The organism is Cellulomonas sp. P4_D11, from assembly GCF_056401915.1.
Map to the genome: position 1 here is coordinate 63,041 of NZ_JBFUIK010000014.1, position 16,573 is coordinate 79,613.

Here is a 16,573-nt window from a genome sequence, read left to right on the forward strand (position 1 = left end):
CGTGCTCAGCGGGAGCCCGGCGTCACCCGATGTGCGTCCTCCACCAGCCCTCGAACGAGTGCCACCAGCCGCCGTGCCCGTGACCGGCGGACGCCTTCTCCACCAGGACGGCGACGGTGCGCGGCGGGACGGTCACCGTGCCGGTGGCCTTGTCCCACGTGGTGCCCTTGACGACGGGGTCGCTGCCCTGCGCCTGGACCGAGGAGAGCGTCAGCCGGTGCCCGCTGAGGGAGGCCACGGTCTGCGTGGTCGCCTCGTCGGACGCGTTGACCACCACCAGGACTCCGTCCAGCTTCTTGTCGACGTCCTTCGCCCACGTCTTCGTCGTCGCGTCCCAGCCGGGGGCGTCGTCGATCGTCATGACGACCACGCCCGGGTCGGCGTCGGGACCGGAGCCCGGGAAGCCGACCTTCTGCTCGATCAGCGACGCCGAGCCGAGCCGGAAGAGCGGCGTCGAGAACCGGAGCCGGAGCAGGTCGTCGGCACCCCGCGACGCCGTCGCGATGTCGGCCGGCGTCGGCTTGAGCGCCGGGTCGGCCAGCAGCGGCTGCTGGAACGGCCACTTGGCCTCGTTGTCGGCCTTCGGCGGCAGACCGCGGCCGAAGCCGTTGTCCTGCCCGGACAGGTCGAGGCTGTTGAACCAGTCCCCCGAGTTGTAGCTGTTGCGGTCGAGCGACTTGCTGCGCAGCAGGTCGGCGCCCGCGTGCCAGAACGACGGGGTCTGGGCGAGGGCCGTCGTCGCCAGCGAGACGGTGTTCATGCGCACGCGGTCCGCCATCGGGGTGTCCGTGGGCAGCTTGTACGTGAGCGAGTCCCACAGCGTCTCGTTGTCGTGGGCGTCGACGTAGGTGATGACCTCCTCCGGGGAGTCGGCGTACCCGGCGGGCTGGCCGTTGTAGTCGATCTCGGAGCCCTTCTGCACGGTCCCCGCGCTCGTCTCGAACGCGTAGTCGCGCAGGTTGCCCGCCATGCCGAGGCGGACCAGGTCGCCGTCGTGTGCCGCCCTCGCCAGCTGGTCGGCGTCCGAGCCGTTGATGGGATCGCCGTTCGGGTCGGTGCCCCCGCCCGAGCCGAAGCCCTGGATGTGCGGGTTCTCGTCGAACGGTCCCCCACCACGCACGGCGTCGCGCAGCCGGTCGGAGAAGGTGCCGATGCCCGTGCCGCCCAGCTGGCCCTGCGTGGCCTGGGTGAACAGCGCGTTGTTCGCCACCTCACCGAAGTTCCAGCCCTCGCCGTAGAGATAGACCTTCTTCCCGTCGACCCCGTCCTTCTTCGGCGTCAGCTTGTCGAGTCCTGCCCGCACCGCCTCCATGGTGTCCACCGAGTGGTGCCCCATGAGGTCGAACCGGAAGCCGTCGACCTTGTAGTCGCGGGCCCACGTGACCACGGAGTCGACCATGGCCTTCTGCGCCATGAGGTGCTCGGTCGCGACGTTCTGGCAGCAGGTCGAGGTCTCGACCGAACCCGTCGTGCTGAGCCGCTGGTAGTAGCCGGGCACCACGCGGTCCAGGATCGACTGCGGCGACTGCCCGCTGGCCGTGGTGTGGTTGAACACCTGGTCGAGCACGACCTGCAGTCCGTCCGAGTGCAGAGCGCCGACCATCGTGCGGAACTCGGCGACGCGCGCCCCGCCCTGCGGGTTCACGGCGTACGAGCCCTCGGGTGCGGACCAGTGCAGCGGGTCGTAGCCCCAGTTGAAGCCGTCCGCGTCGGCCACGGCCGTCACGCACGCCTGCTGCTCCTGCGAGTCCGGCGCGTACGACGCGAGGTCGCAGTCCGGGGTCTCTTGCAGCGACCTGTCCTCCTGGATCGACGCGATGTCGAAGGTCGGGAGCAGGTGGACGGTCGTCAGGCCCGCCTTCTCCAGCTCGCGCAGGTGCGTGCGCCCGGCTCCGTTGGTCGCGAACGCGAGGTACGTGCCGCGCTTGGCGGCCGGCACCGTCGGGTCGTTGATCGAGAAGTCACGGACGTGCAGCTCGTAGATCGTCTGGTCCACGGGTCGGACGACCGGCTGCTTCGCCTTCTCCCACTGGCTCGGCCGGAACGCCTTGTCGGCGAGGTCGACCAGCACCGAGTGCGTCGAGTTGACGGTCAGCGCCACCGAGTACGGGTCGGTGACCCTGTTGACCTCGACCTTGTCGGTGGTCGGCGCGTACACGGTGACCTCCCAGAGGTACCTCGCGCCGGTCCACGACTTCTTGCCGGCGACCGTCCACGAGCCGTCCGGCTGACGGGTGGCGGTCACGCGCTGCTCGGTCGACGCGTTCCCGGGCCACACCAGAAGGTCGACCTTCTGGGCCGTCGGGGCCCACACGGCCAGGGACGGGACGCCCTTGCTCCAGGTCGCGCCGAGCGCCCGCTTGCCGGCCTTGGCCGCGTACAGGTCGTCGAGCACGCCCGGGATCTGCACGCCGGTCGCCGCCTCGTAGGTGCCGTCGGCCGCGGCCTGGGTCACCAGCAGTGCGCCGCGCAGGAGTGCCGGCGCCTTGGCGTAGTCCTCGAGGCGCAGCGCGACGTACCCGGTGGCGAGCGCCGGGAACCTCGCGAGCTGCGCCGCCGTGAGGCCCGCCGGGTCGTAGGTCAGCGGCACGGGGACGCCGTCGTCGCCGGCAAGGACCCCGTCCGTGATCGACATCCCGCCGGTCGGCGACGCGTGGAGCGTGAACGTCGACGCCGTCGGGTCCGTGGCCCAGGCGGCCGGCCACGCGATGGTGTCGCGGTCGATCCACTGGGCCTGCTCCTCCCCGACTCCCGGGAGTCCCGGGGCGCCGACGGTGAGGACGTGCGTCGCCAGCACGTACGAGAACACCACGGGCTCCTCGCCCGTCGACGTGAACGAGATGTTCGCCCCGCCGGGAGCGCCGCCGGCGCCGTAGTTCTCGTCCCAGCTCAGGTTGTGCGCCACCTTGACCTCGTAGGTGCCCGCGGGCAGGTCGGCGTCGAACGTGTACGTCCCGTCGCCGTCCGGGTCCTGCAGCCAGCTCCTCATGCAGTCCGGCTGCCAGTCGCCCGGGCAGCCCAGCTCGCTGTTGTCGGAGCCCGGCACCGTGAGGATCGGACCCTGCGCGCTCGAGGTGAACCAGTGGGACACCGGGTCGTAGTAGAACGTCACCGGGCCGTCGGCGGCCAGGGTGAACGTGGCATTTCCGCCGTTGAGCACACCACCGGCGCCGTAGTTCTCGTCCCAGCTGCCGTTGATGGCGACCTTGTACTCGTAGGTGCCCGCGGGCAGCGTGAACGTGCCGGACCAGACGCCGTCGTTGCTCCGGGGAGCCAGCGCGATCGCGTCGCACGCCGGCGCCCAGTCGCCGGCGCAACCCAGCTCGCTGTTGTGGCTGCCGGGCACGGACACGGACGTCGGAGGATCGGGCGTGGTCACCGGCACGACGCCGTCGATCGCCCCGCCGACACCCGCGAAGGTCGACGCCGCCGACCGGTGACCGGCGGCGTCCACGGTGACGGCGCGGTACTCGACCACGGCCCCGTCGGGCAGTCCGGTCACCGTGTGGAACACGCGAGGCGACGTCGACTCGGACGTGCCCAACGGCGTCCAGGTGCTGTCGCCGAGCACGCGGTACGCGAACGACGTCTGGCTCCAGACGTCCTTGGCGACTGTGGCGCCCACGGGTGCCGTGCCCGAGAGCCCGGCGCCCGCGGTGGGGACCGTGACGCTGATCGGGCCCGCGGTGGCGGGCGCGACGACCGTGGTCCCGGCCTTCAGCACGATGGCGCTCAGGGCGGGGATGGTCACGGAGACGGTGCCGTCGGCCGCCGCCGTCACGCTGGTGTCCGTCCCGTACAGCGGGGCGAACGTCGCGCCGGGCGTGAGCGTGTCGATGGTGACCGTCGCGGGGGACGTGCCGTTGTTCGTCGCGACGAGGTGCTCGATCTTCTCCGTGGCGTCGACGCGGGAGAACGCGTAGACCGCGCCGCTGGCGTACCGCTCGATCTGTGCACCGTCCTGGAGTGCCCGCGAGCTGCGGCGGAGGGCGGACAGCTCCGCGATGTGGTCGTACAGCACCGAGTCGGTGTCGTAGCGGTCCACCGAGCCGGCGGTCGTGCCGTCGAGCAGGTTCTGGTCCGCGTACTCGGGCACCTGCGTGGCGAACATCGACTGGCGCGCGTCCTTGTCCTTCCCCTCGAGCGTGCCGTTGCCGACGAATCCCTGCTCGTCGCCGTAGTAGACGACCGGCTGCCCGCGGGTGAGGTACATCAGGGAGTGCGCCAGCTCCGAGCGCTGCTCGGGGCTGGCGGCGTTCCGCACGAAGTACCCGATGCGGCCCATGTCGTGGTTGCCGAGGAACGTGGGCAGCGCCTGCGCATTCGTCGTCGGCGTCGTGTAGCGGTCATCGCCCGCATAGAGGTTCTTCAACGTGCTGGCGGACGACGAGCCGCTCGCGTAGCTGCTGGCCGCCGACTGGAACGTGAAGTCGAGCACCCCGTTCATGTCGCTGTCGCGCAGGTACGGGGACAGCACGGCCGGGTCGGCGGCGTACACCTCGCCGAACATGAAGAAGTCGGGGTTGCCGACGGAGGCCGCGTGGGCCCGGACCGCGGTCGTGAACTTCTGCCAGAACTCGAAGTTGACGTGCTTGGCGGTGTCGATGCGGAAGCCGTCGACGCCGAGGTCGACCCACTGGTCGTAGACGTCCACGAAGCCGTTCACGACCGCCGGGTTCTCGGTCATGAGGTCGTCCAGGCCGGAGAAGTCGCCGTACGTCGTCGACTCCCCCTCATAGGTCGAGTCTCCGCGGTTGTGGTAGAGCGTCGGGTCGTTCAGCCAGGCCGGGACCTTGACGTTCGCGTCCGCGGGGGCCACGACCGGCGTGTACGGGAAGCTCGTCGCCGGGTCCATGGTCGGGAATGTGTCGGTGCCCGCGTACGTGGCCGGGTCGAAGGCGGTGCCGTTCGCGTCCTTGTACGGCTTCGTCGCCTGGTCGATGTACGAGTACTGGTTCTCGGCGTACGAGATCACGTCGGCCGTGTGGTTGGTGATGATGTCGAAGTAGACCTTGATGCCGCGCGCGTGGGCGTCGGCGATCAGCGCCTCCAGCTCCGCGTTGGTGCCCAGGTGCGGGTCGATCTGCGTGAAGTCGGTGATCCAGTACCCGTGGTAGCCGGCGGACGCGTCCGCGCCGACGCCCTGGACCGGCTTGTTCTTGAACGAGGGGGTCAGCCAGATCGCCGTGGTGCCCAGGCCCTGGATGTAGTCGAGCTTGCTGTGCAGGCCGGCCAGGTCACCGCCCTCGTAGAAGCCCTTGTCGGTCGGGTCGAAGCCCGTGGTCAGCCGGTCGCCGGTGAGCCCGCCCGTGTCGTTCGAGGCGTCGCCGTCGGCGAACCGGTCCGTCATGACGAAGTAGAACTGCTGGTCGGCGCCCGGGTCGCGCACGGGTGTCGCGACGAGCGCGTCGTCCGCCGGCGTGTAGCCCGCGCCCAGGTCCAGCGGGGTCAGCGCGATCCGGTGCGTGGTGTCGTCGTAGGTGAACCGCAGGCTCGAGGGGCCGGCGACGACCAGCGGGATGTTGTCCGCGCCGCCGTTCTTGCCGTAGGCCTCGTCCCAGGTGTCGTTGATCGCGACCTTGTACTCGAACGACCCCGCCGGGACGGTGAAGTCGGCGGAGTACACGCCGGGCGTGGACGTCGGGGCCAGCTCCGTCTGCGCACAGTCGGGCTGCCAGTCGCCCGGGCAGCCCAGCTCGGACTGCAGGCTGCCGACGAGGGCCGCCGTGCGGTCGGCCGCGGCCGCGGGGGTTCCGAGCGCGGCGACGAGCCCGACGCCCGCGACCGCGAGCGCGGTCAGTGCGGCGAGGACGCGGGAGGGATGACGGACGGGGGCGTCGGCGGGCGACATGGCGACTCCTTCGTCTCCCCGCACGTCGATGTGCGGGGCAGGTGTCGCCGACCGTATCGGTTTGCAGCAACTTGCAGCAAGAGATTCGGTCAAACTTGCAGTCATCGGATGGAACGGACGTCGACCGCACCCGTCCGGACCTCAGCAAGGCGGACCAGCACGTGACCGCCGGCTCGCGTGAAGACTTAGTCGCGCCTGGCGAGACGAACTCTTCACGCGAGCCGGACGACCGGCCGCTTCTAGGTCGCCCGGAGCTGCTCGAGGCGCGCCGCGACCGACGGCTCGTCGCCGTCGACCTCCACGAGCTTGTCGCGGCTGGTCGCGCCGGACACCAGGGTGACGTGCCGCGGCCGGACCCCGAGGGCTGCCGCGAGCGCCTCCAGCGCCGCCTGCGTCGCGGCCCCGTCGACGGCCCGGGCGCTCACCGCCACCACGAGCCGGTCCGCGTGCACGCCGCCGACAGCGGTGCGCGACGCCCCGGGCCGCACCCGGATCGCGACGCGCACCTCACGCCCGCCGGGTGCGCACGAACAGGGCCACGCCGACGACCACCAGCGCGACCCCGACCAGGGCGAAGGGCCACGGGCTCCACTGCGCGACGCACGCGGTCCCGGAGGCCGTGCTGCTGCAGTAGTGCCCGGGCCCGTGCCGGTTCAGCCACGCGATCGTCAAAGGCAGCGCGCCGAGGCCGGCGACCAGCCCGAGCTGGGCCGGCCGCAGCCCCTGCCGCACGACGAGCACGCCGGCCACCGCCAGCAGCGCGAGCGCCACCACGAGCCCGGCCACCAGCACGGCGCCGAACCCGAAGCCGATGCCCGCGCCGAGCAGCACCCAGCCGAGGAACGCGCCGAGGCCGGTCCCCGGGCGCGGGACCCTGACCTCCTCGGCCCACACCGTCAGATCAGGCCGAGCGCCCGGACCGCGTCCCGCTCCTCGACCAGCTCGGCCACGGACGCATCGATGCGGCCACGGGAGAACTCGTCGATCTCCAGGTCGGGCACGATCTCCCACTCGCCGCCGCTCGACGTCACCGGGAACGACGAGATGAGCCCCGCCGGGACGCCGTACGAGCCGTCCGAGACGATGCCGGCCGACGTCCAGTCGCCGTCGGGCGTGCCGTGCACCCAGGAGTACACGTGGTCGATGGCGGCGTTGGCCGCGGAGGCCGCGGACGACGCCCCGCGCGCCTCGATGATCGCCGCGCCGCGCTTGGCCACGGTCGGGATGAACGTGTCGCGGACCCAGGCGTCGTCGCCCACGACCTCGAGCGCCGGCCGCCCGCCGACCGTCGCGTGCGAGAGGTCCGGGTACTGGGTGGCGGAGTGGTTGCCCCAGATGGTCAGCCGCGCGATGTCGGCGACCGCCGACCCGGTCTTCGTCGCCAGCTGCGAGACCGCCCGGTTGTGGTCCAGCCGCGTCATGGCGGTGAAGCGGTGCGCCGGCACGTCGGGCGCGTGGGACGACGCGATGAACGCGTTCGTGTTGGCCGGGTTGCCGACGACGAGGACGCGGACGTCCTCGGCGGCACCCGCGTTGATGGCCTGGCCCTGCGGCTTGAAGATGCCGCCGTTGGCGGACAGCAGGTCGCCGCGCTCCATGCCCGCCGTGCGGGGGCGGGCGCCGACGAGCAGGGCCACGTTGACCCCGTCGAACGCCGCCGTCGGGTCGTCGTAGATCTCGACGCTGTCCAGCGTGGTGAACGCGCAGTCGTCCAGCTCCATCGCGGTGCCCTCGGCCGCCTTGACCGCCTGCGGGATCTCGAGCAGACGCAGTCGGACCGGGGTGTCGGGGCCGAGCAGCTGCCCGGACGCGATCCGGAAGAGCAGCGCGTAGCCGATCTGCCCGGCGGCTCCGGTGACGGTCACGGTGACGGGCGAGCTGGCCACGGAACGGGCTCCTTCGATCGACGACGGCGGCGCCCTCACGCTACCCCGCGGACGACCGACGGCGCCCACCCTCAGAAGAGGACGGGCGCCGTCACCTGTACTGACGAGGCGGGTGCTCAGGCGAGCTTGGCCGCCAGGTTGGCGTCGAGCGTCGCGAGGAACTCCTCGGTCGTCTGCCACGCCTGGTCCGGGCCGACCAGCGACGCGAGGTCCTTGGTCATGGCGCCGGACTCGACGGTCTCGACGACGACCTGCTCGAGGGTCTCCGCGAACTGCGTGACCTCGGGCGTGCTGTCCAGCTTGCCGCGGTGCTTGAGGCCGCCGGTCCACGCGAAGATCGACGCGATCGGGTTGGTCGACGTCGGCTTGCCGGCCTGGTGCTGGCGGTAGTGCCGTGTGACCGTGCCGTGCGCGGCCTCGGCCTCGACGGTCTTGCCGTCCGGGGTCATCAGCACGGACGTCATGAGGCCCAGCGAGCCGAAGCCCTGCGCCACGGTGTCGGACTGCACGTCGCCGTCGTAGTTCTTGCAGGCCCAGACGTAGCCGCCCTCCCACTTCATGGCCGCGGCGACCATGTCGTCGATGAGGCGGTGCTCGTAGGTCAGGCCGGCGGCCGCGAAGTCGGCGGCGTACTCGGCGTCGAACACCTCCTGGAAGATGTCCTTGAACGAGCCGTCGTAGGCCTTGAGGATCGTGTTCTTGGTCGACAGGTAGACCGGGTAGCCGCGCTGCAGGCCGTACGCGAACGACGCGCGCGCGAAGTCGCGGATCGAGTCGTTGAAGTTGTACATGCCCATGGCCACGCCGCCGCCGTCGGGGTACGTGACGACCTGCTGCGTGATCGGCTCGGAGCCGTCCGCGGGCGTGTACGTCATGGTCAGCGTGCCCGCGCCGGGGACCTTGAAGTTCGTCGCGCGGTACTGGTCGCCGAAGGCGTGACGGCCGATGATGATCGGCTTGTTCCAGCCCGGCACCAGGCGCGGGATGTTGGAGATGATGATCGGCTCACGGAAGACGACGCCGCCGAGGATGTTGCGGATCGTGCCGTTGGGCGACACCCACATCTTCTTCAGGCCGAACTCCTCGACGCGCGCCTCGTCGGGCGTGATCGTCGCGCACTTGACGCCGACGCCGTGCTCCTTGATGGCGTTCGCCGCGTCGATGGTCACCTGGTCGTCGGTGGCGTCGCGGTTCTGGATCGACAGGTCGTAGTAGCGCAGGTCGATGTCGAGGTACGGGTGGATCAGGCGGTCCTTGATGAACTGCCAGATGATGCGCGTCATCTCGTCGCCGTCGAGCTCGACGACCGGGCCGACAACCTTGATCTTCGCCATGCGGGAATCTCCTGTGCTGGGGACGGGTGGGGGCACGGCACGGGGGAACGGGTGCCGGCGCGGGTCCGGCGACAAGATTACTCGACGTCGAGAGATCTGCGGCAGCCGAGGCCGGGTCGGTCCGTCCACCGGCGCGCACCGTGACCGATCGCACCGGTACTGGCATGCTGGCACCACCAGGGGCATGGCGCCGAACTCCGCGTCGTCACGACCGCACAGCGGGACGTGGCAGGCTCCGCGCGCACCAGCCCTTCCACCGACGGTTACTCACGACAGGATCGACATGTCACAGGACACCCCCGACAAGGCCGCCGGCTCCCCGGAGCCCGACGAGACCAAGGTCGCCGGCACGCCCGAGCCCGAGGAGGCCACGGCCGCCGCGGCAGCCGACGCGCCGGTCACGCCGGCCGCGACCACCCCCGAGCCCGAGGTCGAGACCGACGACGAGGACGTCGTCGTCGAGGAGCTCGACGCCTACGTCGTCCCGGCCGGGACCGTCGTCGTCACGGGCTCCAGCCTGGTCGCGCGGCTGGGCGCCGAGGCGTTCGGCACCTTCGCCCTCGTGCTGGTGGGCGTCGGCATCGCCCTGTACTCGAGCTTCAGCGGCGTCGGCGGCACGCTCGCCGTGGCGCTCGGCTTCGGCATCGCGGTCCTCGCCGGCATCATCGCCGTCGGCCACATCTCGGGCGGCCACTTCAACCCCGCCGTCACGCTCGGAGCCGCCATCGGTGGCCGCACGGCGTGGCGGGACGTCCTGCCCTACTGGCTCGCCCAGCTGGTCGGCGGCATCCTCGCCGCGGCGATCCTGTTCATCACGGTCCCGTCGAAGCTGCCCGCCCTGCTCGACACCAGCGGCAGCGCCACGACCAAGTCGTTCTTCTCGGGCGTCTCCAACGGGTACGCGGCCCACTCGCCGCTGTCCAAGCTCTCGTCCGGCCAGGTCGAGTTCTCGCTGGTCATCGCCCTGCTGGTCGAGATCATCGTGACCGCCGTGTTCGTCGGCGTCATCCTCGGCGCCACCGACCGTCGCTCGGCCAACAAGCAGGCGCCGTTCGCCATCGGCCTGGTGCTCGCCGTGCTGATCCTCGTCGCCCTGCCGGTGACCAACGCGTCGCTCAACCCGGCGCGCTCGACCGCGACGGCCATCTTCTCCGAGAGCTGGGCCCTGAGCCAGCTCTGGCTGTTCTGGGTGGCCCCGCTGGTCGGTGCCGCGCTGGCCGGCCTGGTCTACCGCGCGTTCGCGGCCGAGCCGGCCGAGGACAACCTGCTCGAGGAGGACGACGCCTACGTGACGACCGACGACGTCCTCGTCGTGACGGAGCGCTGACCGTCTCCTGACGCGACGAAGGCCCGGGACCGCTGCGGTCCCGGGCCTTCGTGCGTCCGGTCAGCCCGAGGGCAGGATCTGCGCGAGGAGGGCGAGCCCGACTCCCAGCAGCACGAGCACGCCGACGTCGATGACCTTGGCCCGCACCGAGAGCGCCACCGGCCCCGGGGACGGCAGCACCGCGCGCACCACGGCGCAGGCGAGGGCAACGGCGGCCAGCACGAACGCGCCGGCGCGGGTGCCGACGACGAGCGCCACGACGGTCGCGACGACGATGCCCGAGCTGGTCCACCACAACGACGCGTTCCGCGACGCAGCGAGCGAGGCGCGCGCGATGGCGCGGGGGTCAAGGGGCGCCTGCTCGACGGGGATCGGGCCCGTCAGCGTCGGCACGGGCTCGGCCGGCGGGGCCGCGGGCGCAGCCTCCGGCGCCGGGGGCGGAGTCACCAGGTCGGGCTCGGGAGCGGCCGGCACCGGGCGGGCGTCGACGGCGTCGGGGTGAGCGGAACCCGCACGGCGCACCCCGGCTCCCCCGCTCACTCTCTCCTCCACCATCCGTCCCAGCCTCCAACGGGGAGACTACCGTTGCGTGGTGAGCGCCCGGACCGAGTACGACACCGTGGACCACCGACCCGTGCGCGACGTGCTCGTGGTCGGCGCCGGCCTGGCGGCCACCCAGACGGTCGCCGCCCTGCGCGAGCAGGGTTTCGGAGGCCGGGTGGTCGTCCTCGGCTCCGAGAACATCGCCCCGTACGACCGGCCGCCGCTGTCCAAGCACCTGCTCGACCGCCCGTCACCCACGTGGCTGACCGACGAGATCGGCGTCGACCTGCTGGCCCAGGCGGACGAGGTGCACCTGGGCACGCCCGCGCGCGGCCTGTCGCTGACCGGTCCACGGCCGCAGGTCGCCACGGCGGACGGCACCGTGTCCGCGGACGCCCTCGTCGTGGCCACCGGCGCGCACGCCGTCCGGCCCCCCGGCTGGGAGGCCGCCCTGACCCTGCACACGGCGGCCGACGCGCAACGGCTCCGCGAGGCCCTGGTGCCCGGCGCGCAACTCGTGGTGATCGGCGCGGGCTGGATCGGGGCCGAGGTCGCCGGGGTGGCCGCCGCGGCGGGCGTCGACGTGGTGGTCCTCGAGGCAGCGGGTGCGCCGCTGTCGGGCGCCCTGGGGGCGACCGTCGGTGAGCTGACGGCCCCCTGGTACGCCGCCGCCGGCGTGCGGCTGCTGACCGGGGAGCACGTGGTCGAGGTCGGTACCAACGGCGTGCTCCTCGCGGACGGCAAGCTCATCCCGGCCGACGTCGTCCTCGCCGCGGTCGGCGCGCGCCCGACCACGGACTGGCTGGCCGGGGCCCTGCCTCGCGAGGCCGACGGGTCGCTGCGGGTCGACGAGCACTACGCGGTGATCGGCGCCCCGCGAGCCGTCCGGGCCGTGGGCGACGTCGCTGTGCGCCGGTCGTCCCGCCACGGCTGGATCCCCGGCGGGCACTGGGACGGCGCCCTGCGCGGCCCGGCGGGGCTCGTCGCCGACCTGCTGGGCGCCCCGCAGGACGCGGACGTCGCGCCCTACGTGTTCTCCACCCAGCTCGGCCACGAGCTCGCGCTGTTCGGGCAGCCGCACACCGACGACGAGGTGGTGCTGCGCGGCGATCCGGCCGGCGACGGTTGGGCCGCGATGTGGTTCCGGCGCGGTGCCGACGAGGTCGCCGCGATCCTGACGGTCGACCGCCCGCGCGACGTCGGCGCCGCCCGGCGGCTGTTCACCGGCGCCGTCCTGCCACGGCTCGACCGCGCCCTCGCCCACGACCCCGGGCGCCCGCTGCGCGAGGCGGCGCTCGCCTGAGCGGCTCCCGGGGTCGCGCTCGCCGAGCGCGACCCCGTCACGGGTCGGCTCAGTGGGCGAAGTGCCGCGTGCCCGTCAGGTAGAGCGTCACGCCGGCGGCCGCCGCGGCGGCGACGACCTCCTCGTCCCGGACCGACCCGCCCGGCTGCACGATGGCACGCACGCCGGCATCGATGAGCACCTGCGCGCCGTCGGCGAACGGGAAGAACGCGTCGGACGCCGCGACGGCACCGCGGGCCCGCTCGACGTCGCCGGCGTTGGCGCGCTCGACGGCAAGCCGGCACGAGTCGACGCGGTTGACCTGCCCCATCCCGACGCCGACCGACGCGCCGTCGTCAGCCAGCAGGATCGCGTTCGACTTCACGGCGCGCACCGCCCGCCACGCGAACTCGAGGTCGCGGAGCGTCGCCTCGTCGGCGGGGGCGCCGGACGCGAGCGTCCACGCGGCCGGGTGGTCGCCCGGGGCGTCGACCTGGTCGAGCTCCTGCACCAGGAGCCCGCCGCTGACCGCGCGGCGCTCGGTGCGCACGCCCTCGGTCGGCGTGACCTTGAGCAGGCGGATGTTCTTCTTGCGCGCCAGGATCTCGAGCGCCTCGGGCTCGAAGTCCGGCGCGACGACGACCTCGGTGAACACGGGCGCGATCTGCTCCGCCGCGCCGGCCGTGAGGGTCCGGTTGGTCGCGATGACCCCCCCGAACGCCGACACCGGGTCGCACGCGTGGGCCTTGGCGTGGGCGTCGGCGACGTCCGCGCCGACCGCGATCCCGCACGGGTTGGCATGCTTGATGATGGCGACCGCGGGGGCCGCGTGGTCGTGCGCTGCGCGCCACGCCGCGTCGGCGTCGACGTAGTTGTTGTAGCTCATCGCCTTGCCGTGCAGCTGCTCGGCACCCGCCAGGCCACGCCCGGCGACGCCGTCGGGCGTCAGGTACAGGGCCGCCTGCTGGTGCGGGTTCTCGCCGTAGCGCAGCACCTCGCCGCGCACCCAGGTGGAGCCCGTGAACGCCGGGAAGCCGGAGTCGGCCGCCTCCTCGTCCGGGGCGTACTCGGCGGCGAACCAGCTGGCGACGGCGGCGTCGTACGCGGCGGTGTGCGCGAACGCGTCGGCGGCGAGCAGGCGGCGGGCGGCGAGCGTGAAGCCGCCGGCCCCGACCGCCGCGACGACCTCGTCGTACCGCGCGGGGTCGACCACGACCGCCACGCTGGGGTGGTTCTTCGCGGCCGCGCGCACCATGGACGGGCCGCCGATGTCGATCTGCTCGACGCACTCGTCGGGTCCGGCGCCGGACGCGACGGTGGCCGTGAACGGGTAGAGGTTGACCACGACCAGCTCGAACGGCGCGATGCCCAGCTCGTCCAGCTGCGCGAGGTGCTCGGGACGGCGGGTGTCGGCCAGCACGCCGGCGTGCACGCGCGGGTGCAGCGTCTTGACGCGACCGTCCAGGCACTCGGGGAACCCGGTGAGGTCCTCGACGCGCGTGACCGGCACGCCGGTGGCGGCGATGGTCGACGCGGTCGAGCCCGTGGAGACGATCTCGACGCCCGCGGCGTGCAGGGCGGCGGCGAGCTCGGTCAGACCGGTCTTGTCGTAGACGCTGACGAGGGCGCGGCGGACGGGTCGCTGGGTGGTGTTCTCGGACATGGCGGCTCCCGGGGGTGCAGGGTCGGCTGAGGCGGACCCATGCACCCAGGCGGGCGGTGCGTGGCGGGGCACTGCGGCCGCTTCCCGGTGGTTGAACCCACCTGCGCCAGTCACGACCGGGGCCGAGTCTAGCGGCACCCGGCGCCGGCTCAGCCGACGACGGCGCGCCGACCCTCCACCCGCAGCCCCTCGCGGGCGATCCGGCCGACCCAGTCCACCAAGAGCGTGCGCTCGACGGCCTTGATGCGCTCGTGCAGCGTGGCCTCGTCGTCGTCGGGCTCCACGGGCACCGTGGCCTGCGCGAGGATCGGCCCGGTGTCGACGCCCTCGTCGACCACCATCACCGTGCAGCCCGTCACCTTCACGCCGTACGCCAGCGCGTCCCGCACGCCGTGCGCGCCCGGGAACGAGGGCAGCAGCGCAGGGTGGGTGTTGACGATCCGGCCGCCGAACCGCCCGAGGAACGACGCGCCGAACAGCTTCATGAAGCCGGCGAGCACCACGAGGTCCGGGGAGAACACCGCGACGGTCTCCGTGACGGCGGCGTCCCACGCGGCCCGGTCGTCGAAGTCCTTGAGCGCGACGACCGCCGTCGGGATGCCCGCCGCGCGCGCGACGTCGAGGGCGCGGATGCCGTCGCGGTCGGCGACCACCGCCACCACCCGTGCGCCGTACGCGGGGTCGTCGTGGGCGTCCAGCAGGGCGGCGAGGTTGGAGCCCGTGCCGGACACGAGGACCACGAGCCGCCCGGCGCTGCGGGTGGCCGGGGCGGGGCGGGGAGGGGTCTCGTGCGTCACGGGGCGACCCTATCCGCGCTCGGCGGACGCGCGTCCGCACGGGGTCGTTCGTGGGCGAGAATGCTGGGGTGAGCAACCCCTACGCACCCCCCGAGGACCGTCCGCGCACGCCGGACGGCGACCGGGTCGACGCTCCCGTTGCTCAGTACCCGTGGCCGCCGCCCGCGCCCCACCCCCAGGCCGCCCCACCCCGGGTGGGTCCGGACCGCACGCCGCCCGACCCGGAGCAGGTCGCCCGCGCCCAGCGCCTCACGCGCCTGTTCGGGGTCCTCGTGCTCTCGTCGGTCCTGGTCGCCACGCTGCCGCTCCCCTGGCAGGCCGCGGCCGTGGCGTTCGCGCTCGCGGCGCTCGTGGTCGGGGTCTGGGCGCTCGTCGTCTCCATCCGGGGGCACGCCCGCGGGCTCAGCCCCATGATCGGGGTGGGCGTCGTGATCGCCCTCTTCTGGTCGCTGCTCCTGTCCGTGCAGCTCGCGCTGTGGCCGGCGGTGCAGGACAAGCAGGAATGCCTCCAGGGCGCGCTGACGATCACCGCGCAGAACGCCTGCGCCGCGCAGTACGACAAGGACCTGAAGGACCTGCTCGGCCCCGGCTCCTAGTCGTCCCGCCCCGCGGCCGGCCGGACCAGTCGACGCACCTCGGCGCGCAGCGGCCGGTCGCCCGGCAGCGCGACGAGCAGCGCACCCACGAGCACCCCGGCACCGGCCAGCAGGCCGACGACGGCCCCCTGGGCACCGACCGTGGCCAGGCGGTCCGGCCCCACGCCCCCGCTCGCCAGGGTGACCAGCACCGCGACCACGGCGAACGTCGTCACCGCGGCGCTCGCGCACGCGGCGAGGCCGTCCCACCAGCGCTGGGTCGCCAGGCGGCGATGGACGTACCAGCCGACGAGCCCGCCGACGACGACGAGCACCAGCGGCACGAGGCTCGTGGCCGGCCCCGCGATGTCGGGCGCCGGGAGCGCACCGAGCATCGGCACGGCCGGCAACGGGCCGCCGACGACGCTGTCGGGCGCGAAGTGGGTCCCCGCCCCCACGGCGAACCCGGCGCCGCTCAGCCACGCGAGCGCCCACACGACCAGGTTCGGCAGGTACGCCAGCTCGGCCAACGCCAGGACGACTCCGCCGACCGCGTCCAGACCGAGACCCCGCACGACGTCCCCGATGGTCGCGCGACCGGCGACGACCCAGAGGGTGGTGACCGCCGCCGCGACGAGCACGAGGGCCGCCGTGGCGAGCACGCCGCCGGCCGCGCCGGTGCGCAGCGGCGCCGGGCACCGGGACCAGCCGCGACGCGTGAGGTCGCGCAGCGCGGGCGCCTCGGGCCGGGCCAGCAGCCCCGCGCCGAGCCCGGTCGCGGACACCAGGGCCCCACCCACGACGGCCCGGGCCAGGCCACCGCCCGTCACCCCGGCGAGGAGGGCCAGCAGGACCGTGACCAGCGTGTACGTGGCGACGCCGGCGCCGTACGCCGACCACGTCACGAGCCCGGACCGGCGCGCGGAGGCGTAGCAGACGAAGAGCGCGAGGATCGTGACGCCGAGGGGCACCAGCGAGACCGTGATCGTGCCGACGTCCGCGGGGACGCCGTGGCCGAGCAGCCAGAGCGACGAGCCGACGCCCACGGACCGGAACCAGCCGACGCCGCTGTTGGACGGGTCCGCGGAGGTCGCCACGTAGGCCGCCACGGCCGGCAGGGCGAGCACGAGCAGCGAGAGCAGCGCGGCCTGCAGGGCGGACAGGACGCCGGCGACCCAGCGCGGCGCACCGTCGAGCGCGGACGTGAAGAACGCGGGCGCCGCGTCGTCGGACAGCGTGCGGCGGCGTCGACGGTCGACGACGGGAGTGGCCGGGACGCTGCCCGTGCGGGGACCGGTGGAGCTCACCGTGCCAT

Annotated in this window: 12 protein-coding genes and 1 riboswitch; of the genes, 3 read left to right on the plus strand and 9 right to left on the minus strand. The window is 73.2% G+C overall.

Annotation, left to right across the window (positions count from 1 at the left end):
* Nucleotides 1-22 precede the first annotated feature (22 nt).
* The 5 genes from pulA to AC1DT4_RS10740 form a co-directional block, all read right to left on the minus strand.
* A complete protein-coding gene (gene pulA / locus AC1DT4_RS10720) occupies nt 23-5,851 on the minus strand; it encodes a pullulanase-type alpha-1,6-glucosidase (RefSeq protein WP_477089773.1) in 5,829 nt (1,942 codons plus the stop codon).
* Nucleotides 5,852-6,090: 239 nt separating this feature from the next.
* Nucleotides 6,091-6,357, minus strand: a complete 267-nt coding sequence (locus tag AC1DT4_RS10725; RefSeq protein ID WP_477089774.1) for a DUF167 domain-containing protein — start codon at nt 6,355-6,357, stop codon at nt 6,091-6,093.
* Nucleotide 6,358: 1 nt separating this feature from the next.
* On the minus strand, nt 6,359-6,745 hold the full coding sequence (locus AC1DT4_RS10730) for a hypothetical protein (protein WP_477089775.1): 387 nt from the start codon (nt 6,743-6,745) through the stop codon (nt 6,359-6,361).
* A gap of 2 nt (nt 6,746-6,747) precedes the next feature.
* The gene (locus AC1DT4_RS10735) at nt 6,748-7,737 is read right to left on the minus strand and encodes a malate dehydrogenase (protein WP_477089776.1); all 990 of its coding nucleotides are present in this window, start codon (nt 7,735-7,737) and stop codon (nt 6,748-6,750) included.
* 116 nt (nt 7,738-7,853) lie between these two features.
* Entirely contained in the window at nt 7,854-9,071 is a 1,218-nt protein-coding gene (locus AC1DT4_RS10740; RefSeq protein ID WP_477089777.1) for an NADP-dependent isocitrate dehydrogenase, read from the minus strand.
* A 283-nt stretch (nt 9,072-9,354) separates the two neighbouring features.
* Here AC1DT4_RS10740 and AC1DT4_RS10745 point away from each other — a divergent pair, with 283 nt between their 5' ends.
* Nucleotides 9,355-10,398 carry an MIP family channel protein gene (locus AC1DT4_RS10745; RefSeq protein WP_477089778.1) on the plus strand — a complete coding sequence of 348 codons (1,044 nt, stop codon included), beginning with the start codon at nt 9,355-9,357 and terminating at the stop codon, nt 10,396-10,398.
* 60 nt (nt 10,399-10,458) lie between these two features.
* Here the strand turns inward: AC1DT4_RS10745 and AC1DT4_RS10750 are convergent, their stop codons facing one another.
* Entirely contained in the window at nt 10,459-10,953 is a 495-nt protein-coding gene (locus tag AC1DT4_RS10750; protein ID WP_477089779.1) for a DUF3017 domain-containing protein, read from the minus strand.
* 37 nt (nt 10,954-10,990) lie between these two features.
* Here AC1DT4_RS10750 and AC1DT4_RS10755 point away from each other — a divergent pair, with 37 nt between their 5' ends.
* A complete protein-coding gene (locus AC1DT4_RS10755) occupies nt 10,991-12,244 on the plus strand; it encodes an NAD(P)/FAD-dependent oxidoreductase (RefSeq protein ID WP_477089780.1) in 1,254 nt (417 codons plus the stop codon).
* Nucleotides 12,245-12,293: 49 nt separating this feature from the next.
* On the opposite strand, the gene purH is transcribed toward AC1DT4_RS10755, so the two are convergent.
* Both purH and purN read right to left on the minus strand, forming a co-directional pair.
* Entirely contained in the window at nt 12,294-13,886 is a 1,593-nt protein-coding gene (gene purH, locus AC1DT4_RS10760) for a bifunctional phosphoribosylaminoimidazolecarboxamide formyltransferase/IMP cyclohydrolase (protein ID WP_477089781.1), read from the minus strand.
* A 36-nt stretch (nt 13,887-13,922) separates the two neighbouring features.
* Nucleotides 13,923-14,010: riboswitch (ZMP/ZTP riboswitch) on the minus strand.
* 25 nt (nt 14,011-14,035) lie between these two features.
* Nucleotides 14,036-14,683 carry a phosphoribosylglycinamide formyltransferase gene (purN, locus tag AC1DT4_RS10765; protein WP_477089782.1) on the minus strand — a complete coding sequence of 216 codons (648 nt, stop codon included), beginning with the start codon at nt 14,681-14,683 and terminating at the stop codon, nt 14,036-14,038.
* 68 nt (nt 14,684-14,751) lie between these two features.
* Here purN and AC1DT4_RS10770 point away from each other — a divergent pair, with 68 nt between their 5' ends.
* Complete coding sequence (locus AC1DT4_RS10770) at nt 14,752-15,279, plus strand: hypothetical protein (protein WP_477089783.1); 528 nt, start codon at nt 14,752-14,754, stop codon at nt 15,277-15,279.
* On the opposite strand, the gene AC1DT4_RS10775 is transcribed toward AC1DT4_RS10770, so the two are convergent.
* Nucleotides 15,276-16,565, minus strand: coding sequence for a cell division protein PerM (locus AC1DT4_RS10775; RefSeq protein WP_477089784.1), 1,290 nt, complete (start codon nt 16,563-16,565; stop codon nt 15,276-15,278). The genes AC1DT4_RS10770 and AC1DT4_RS10775 overlap by 4 nt on opposite strands.
* Nucleotides 16,566-16,573: the final 8 nt, after the last annotated feature.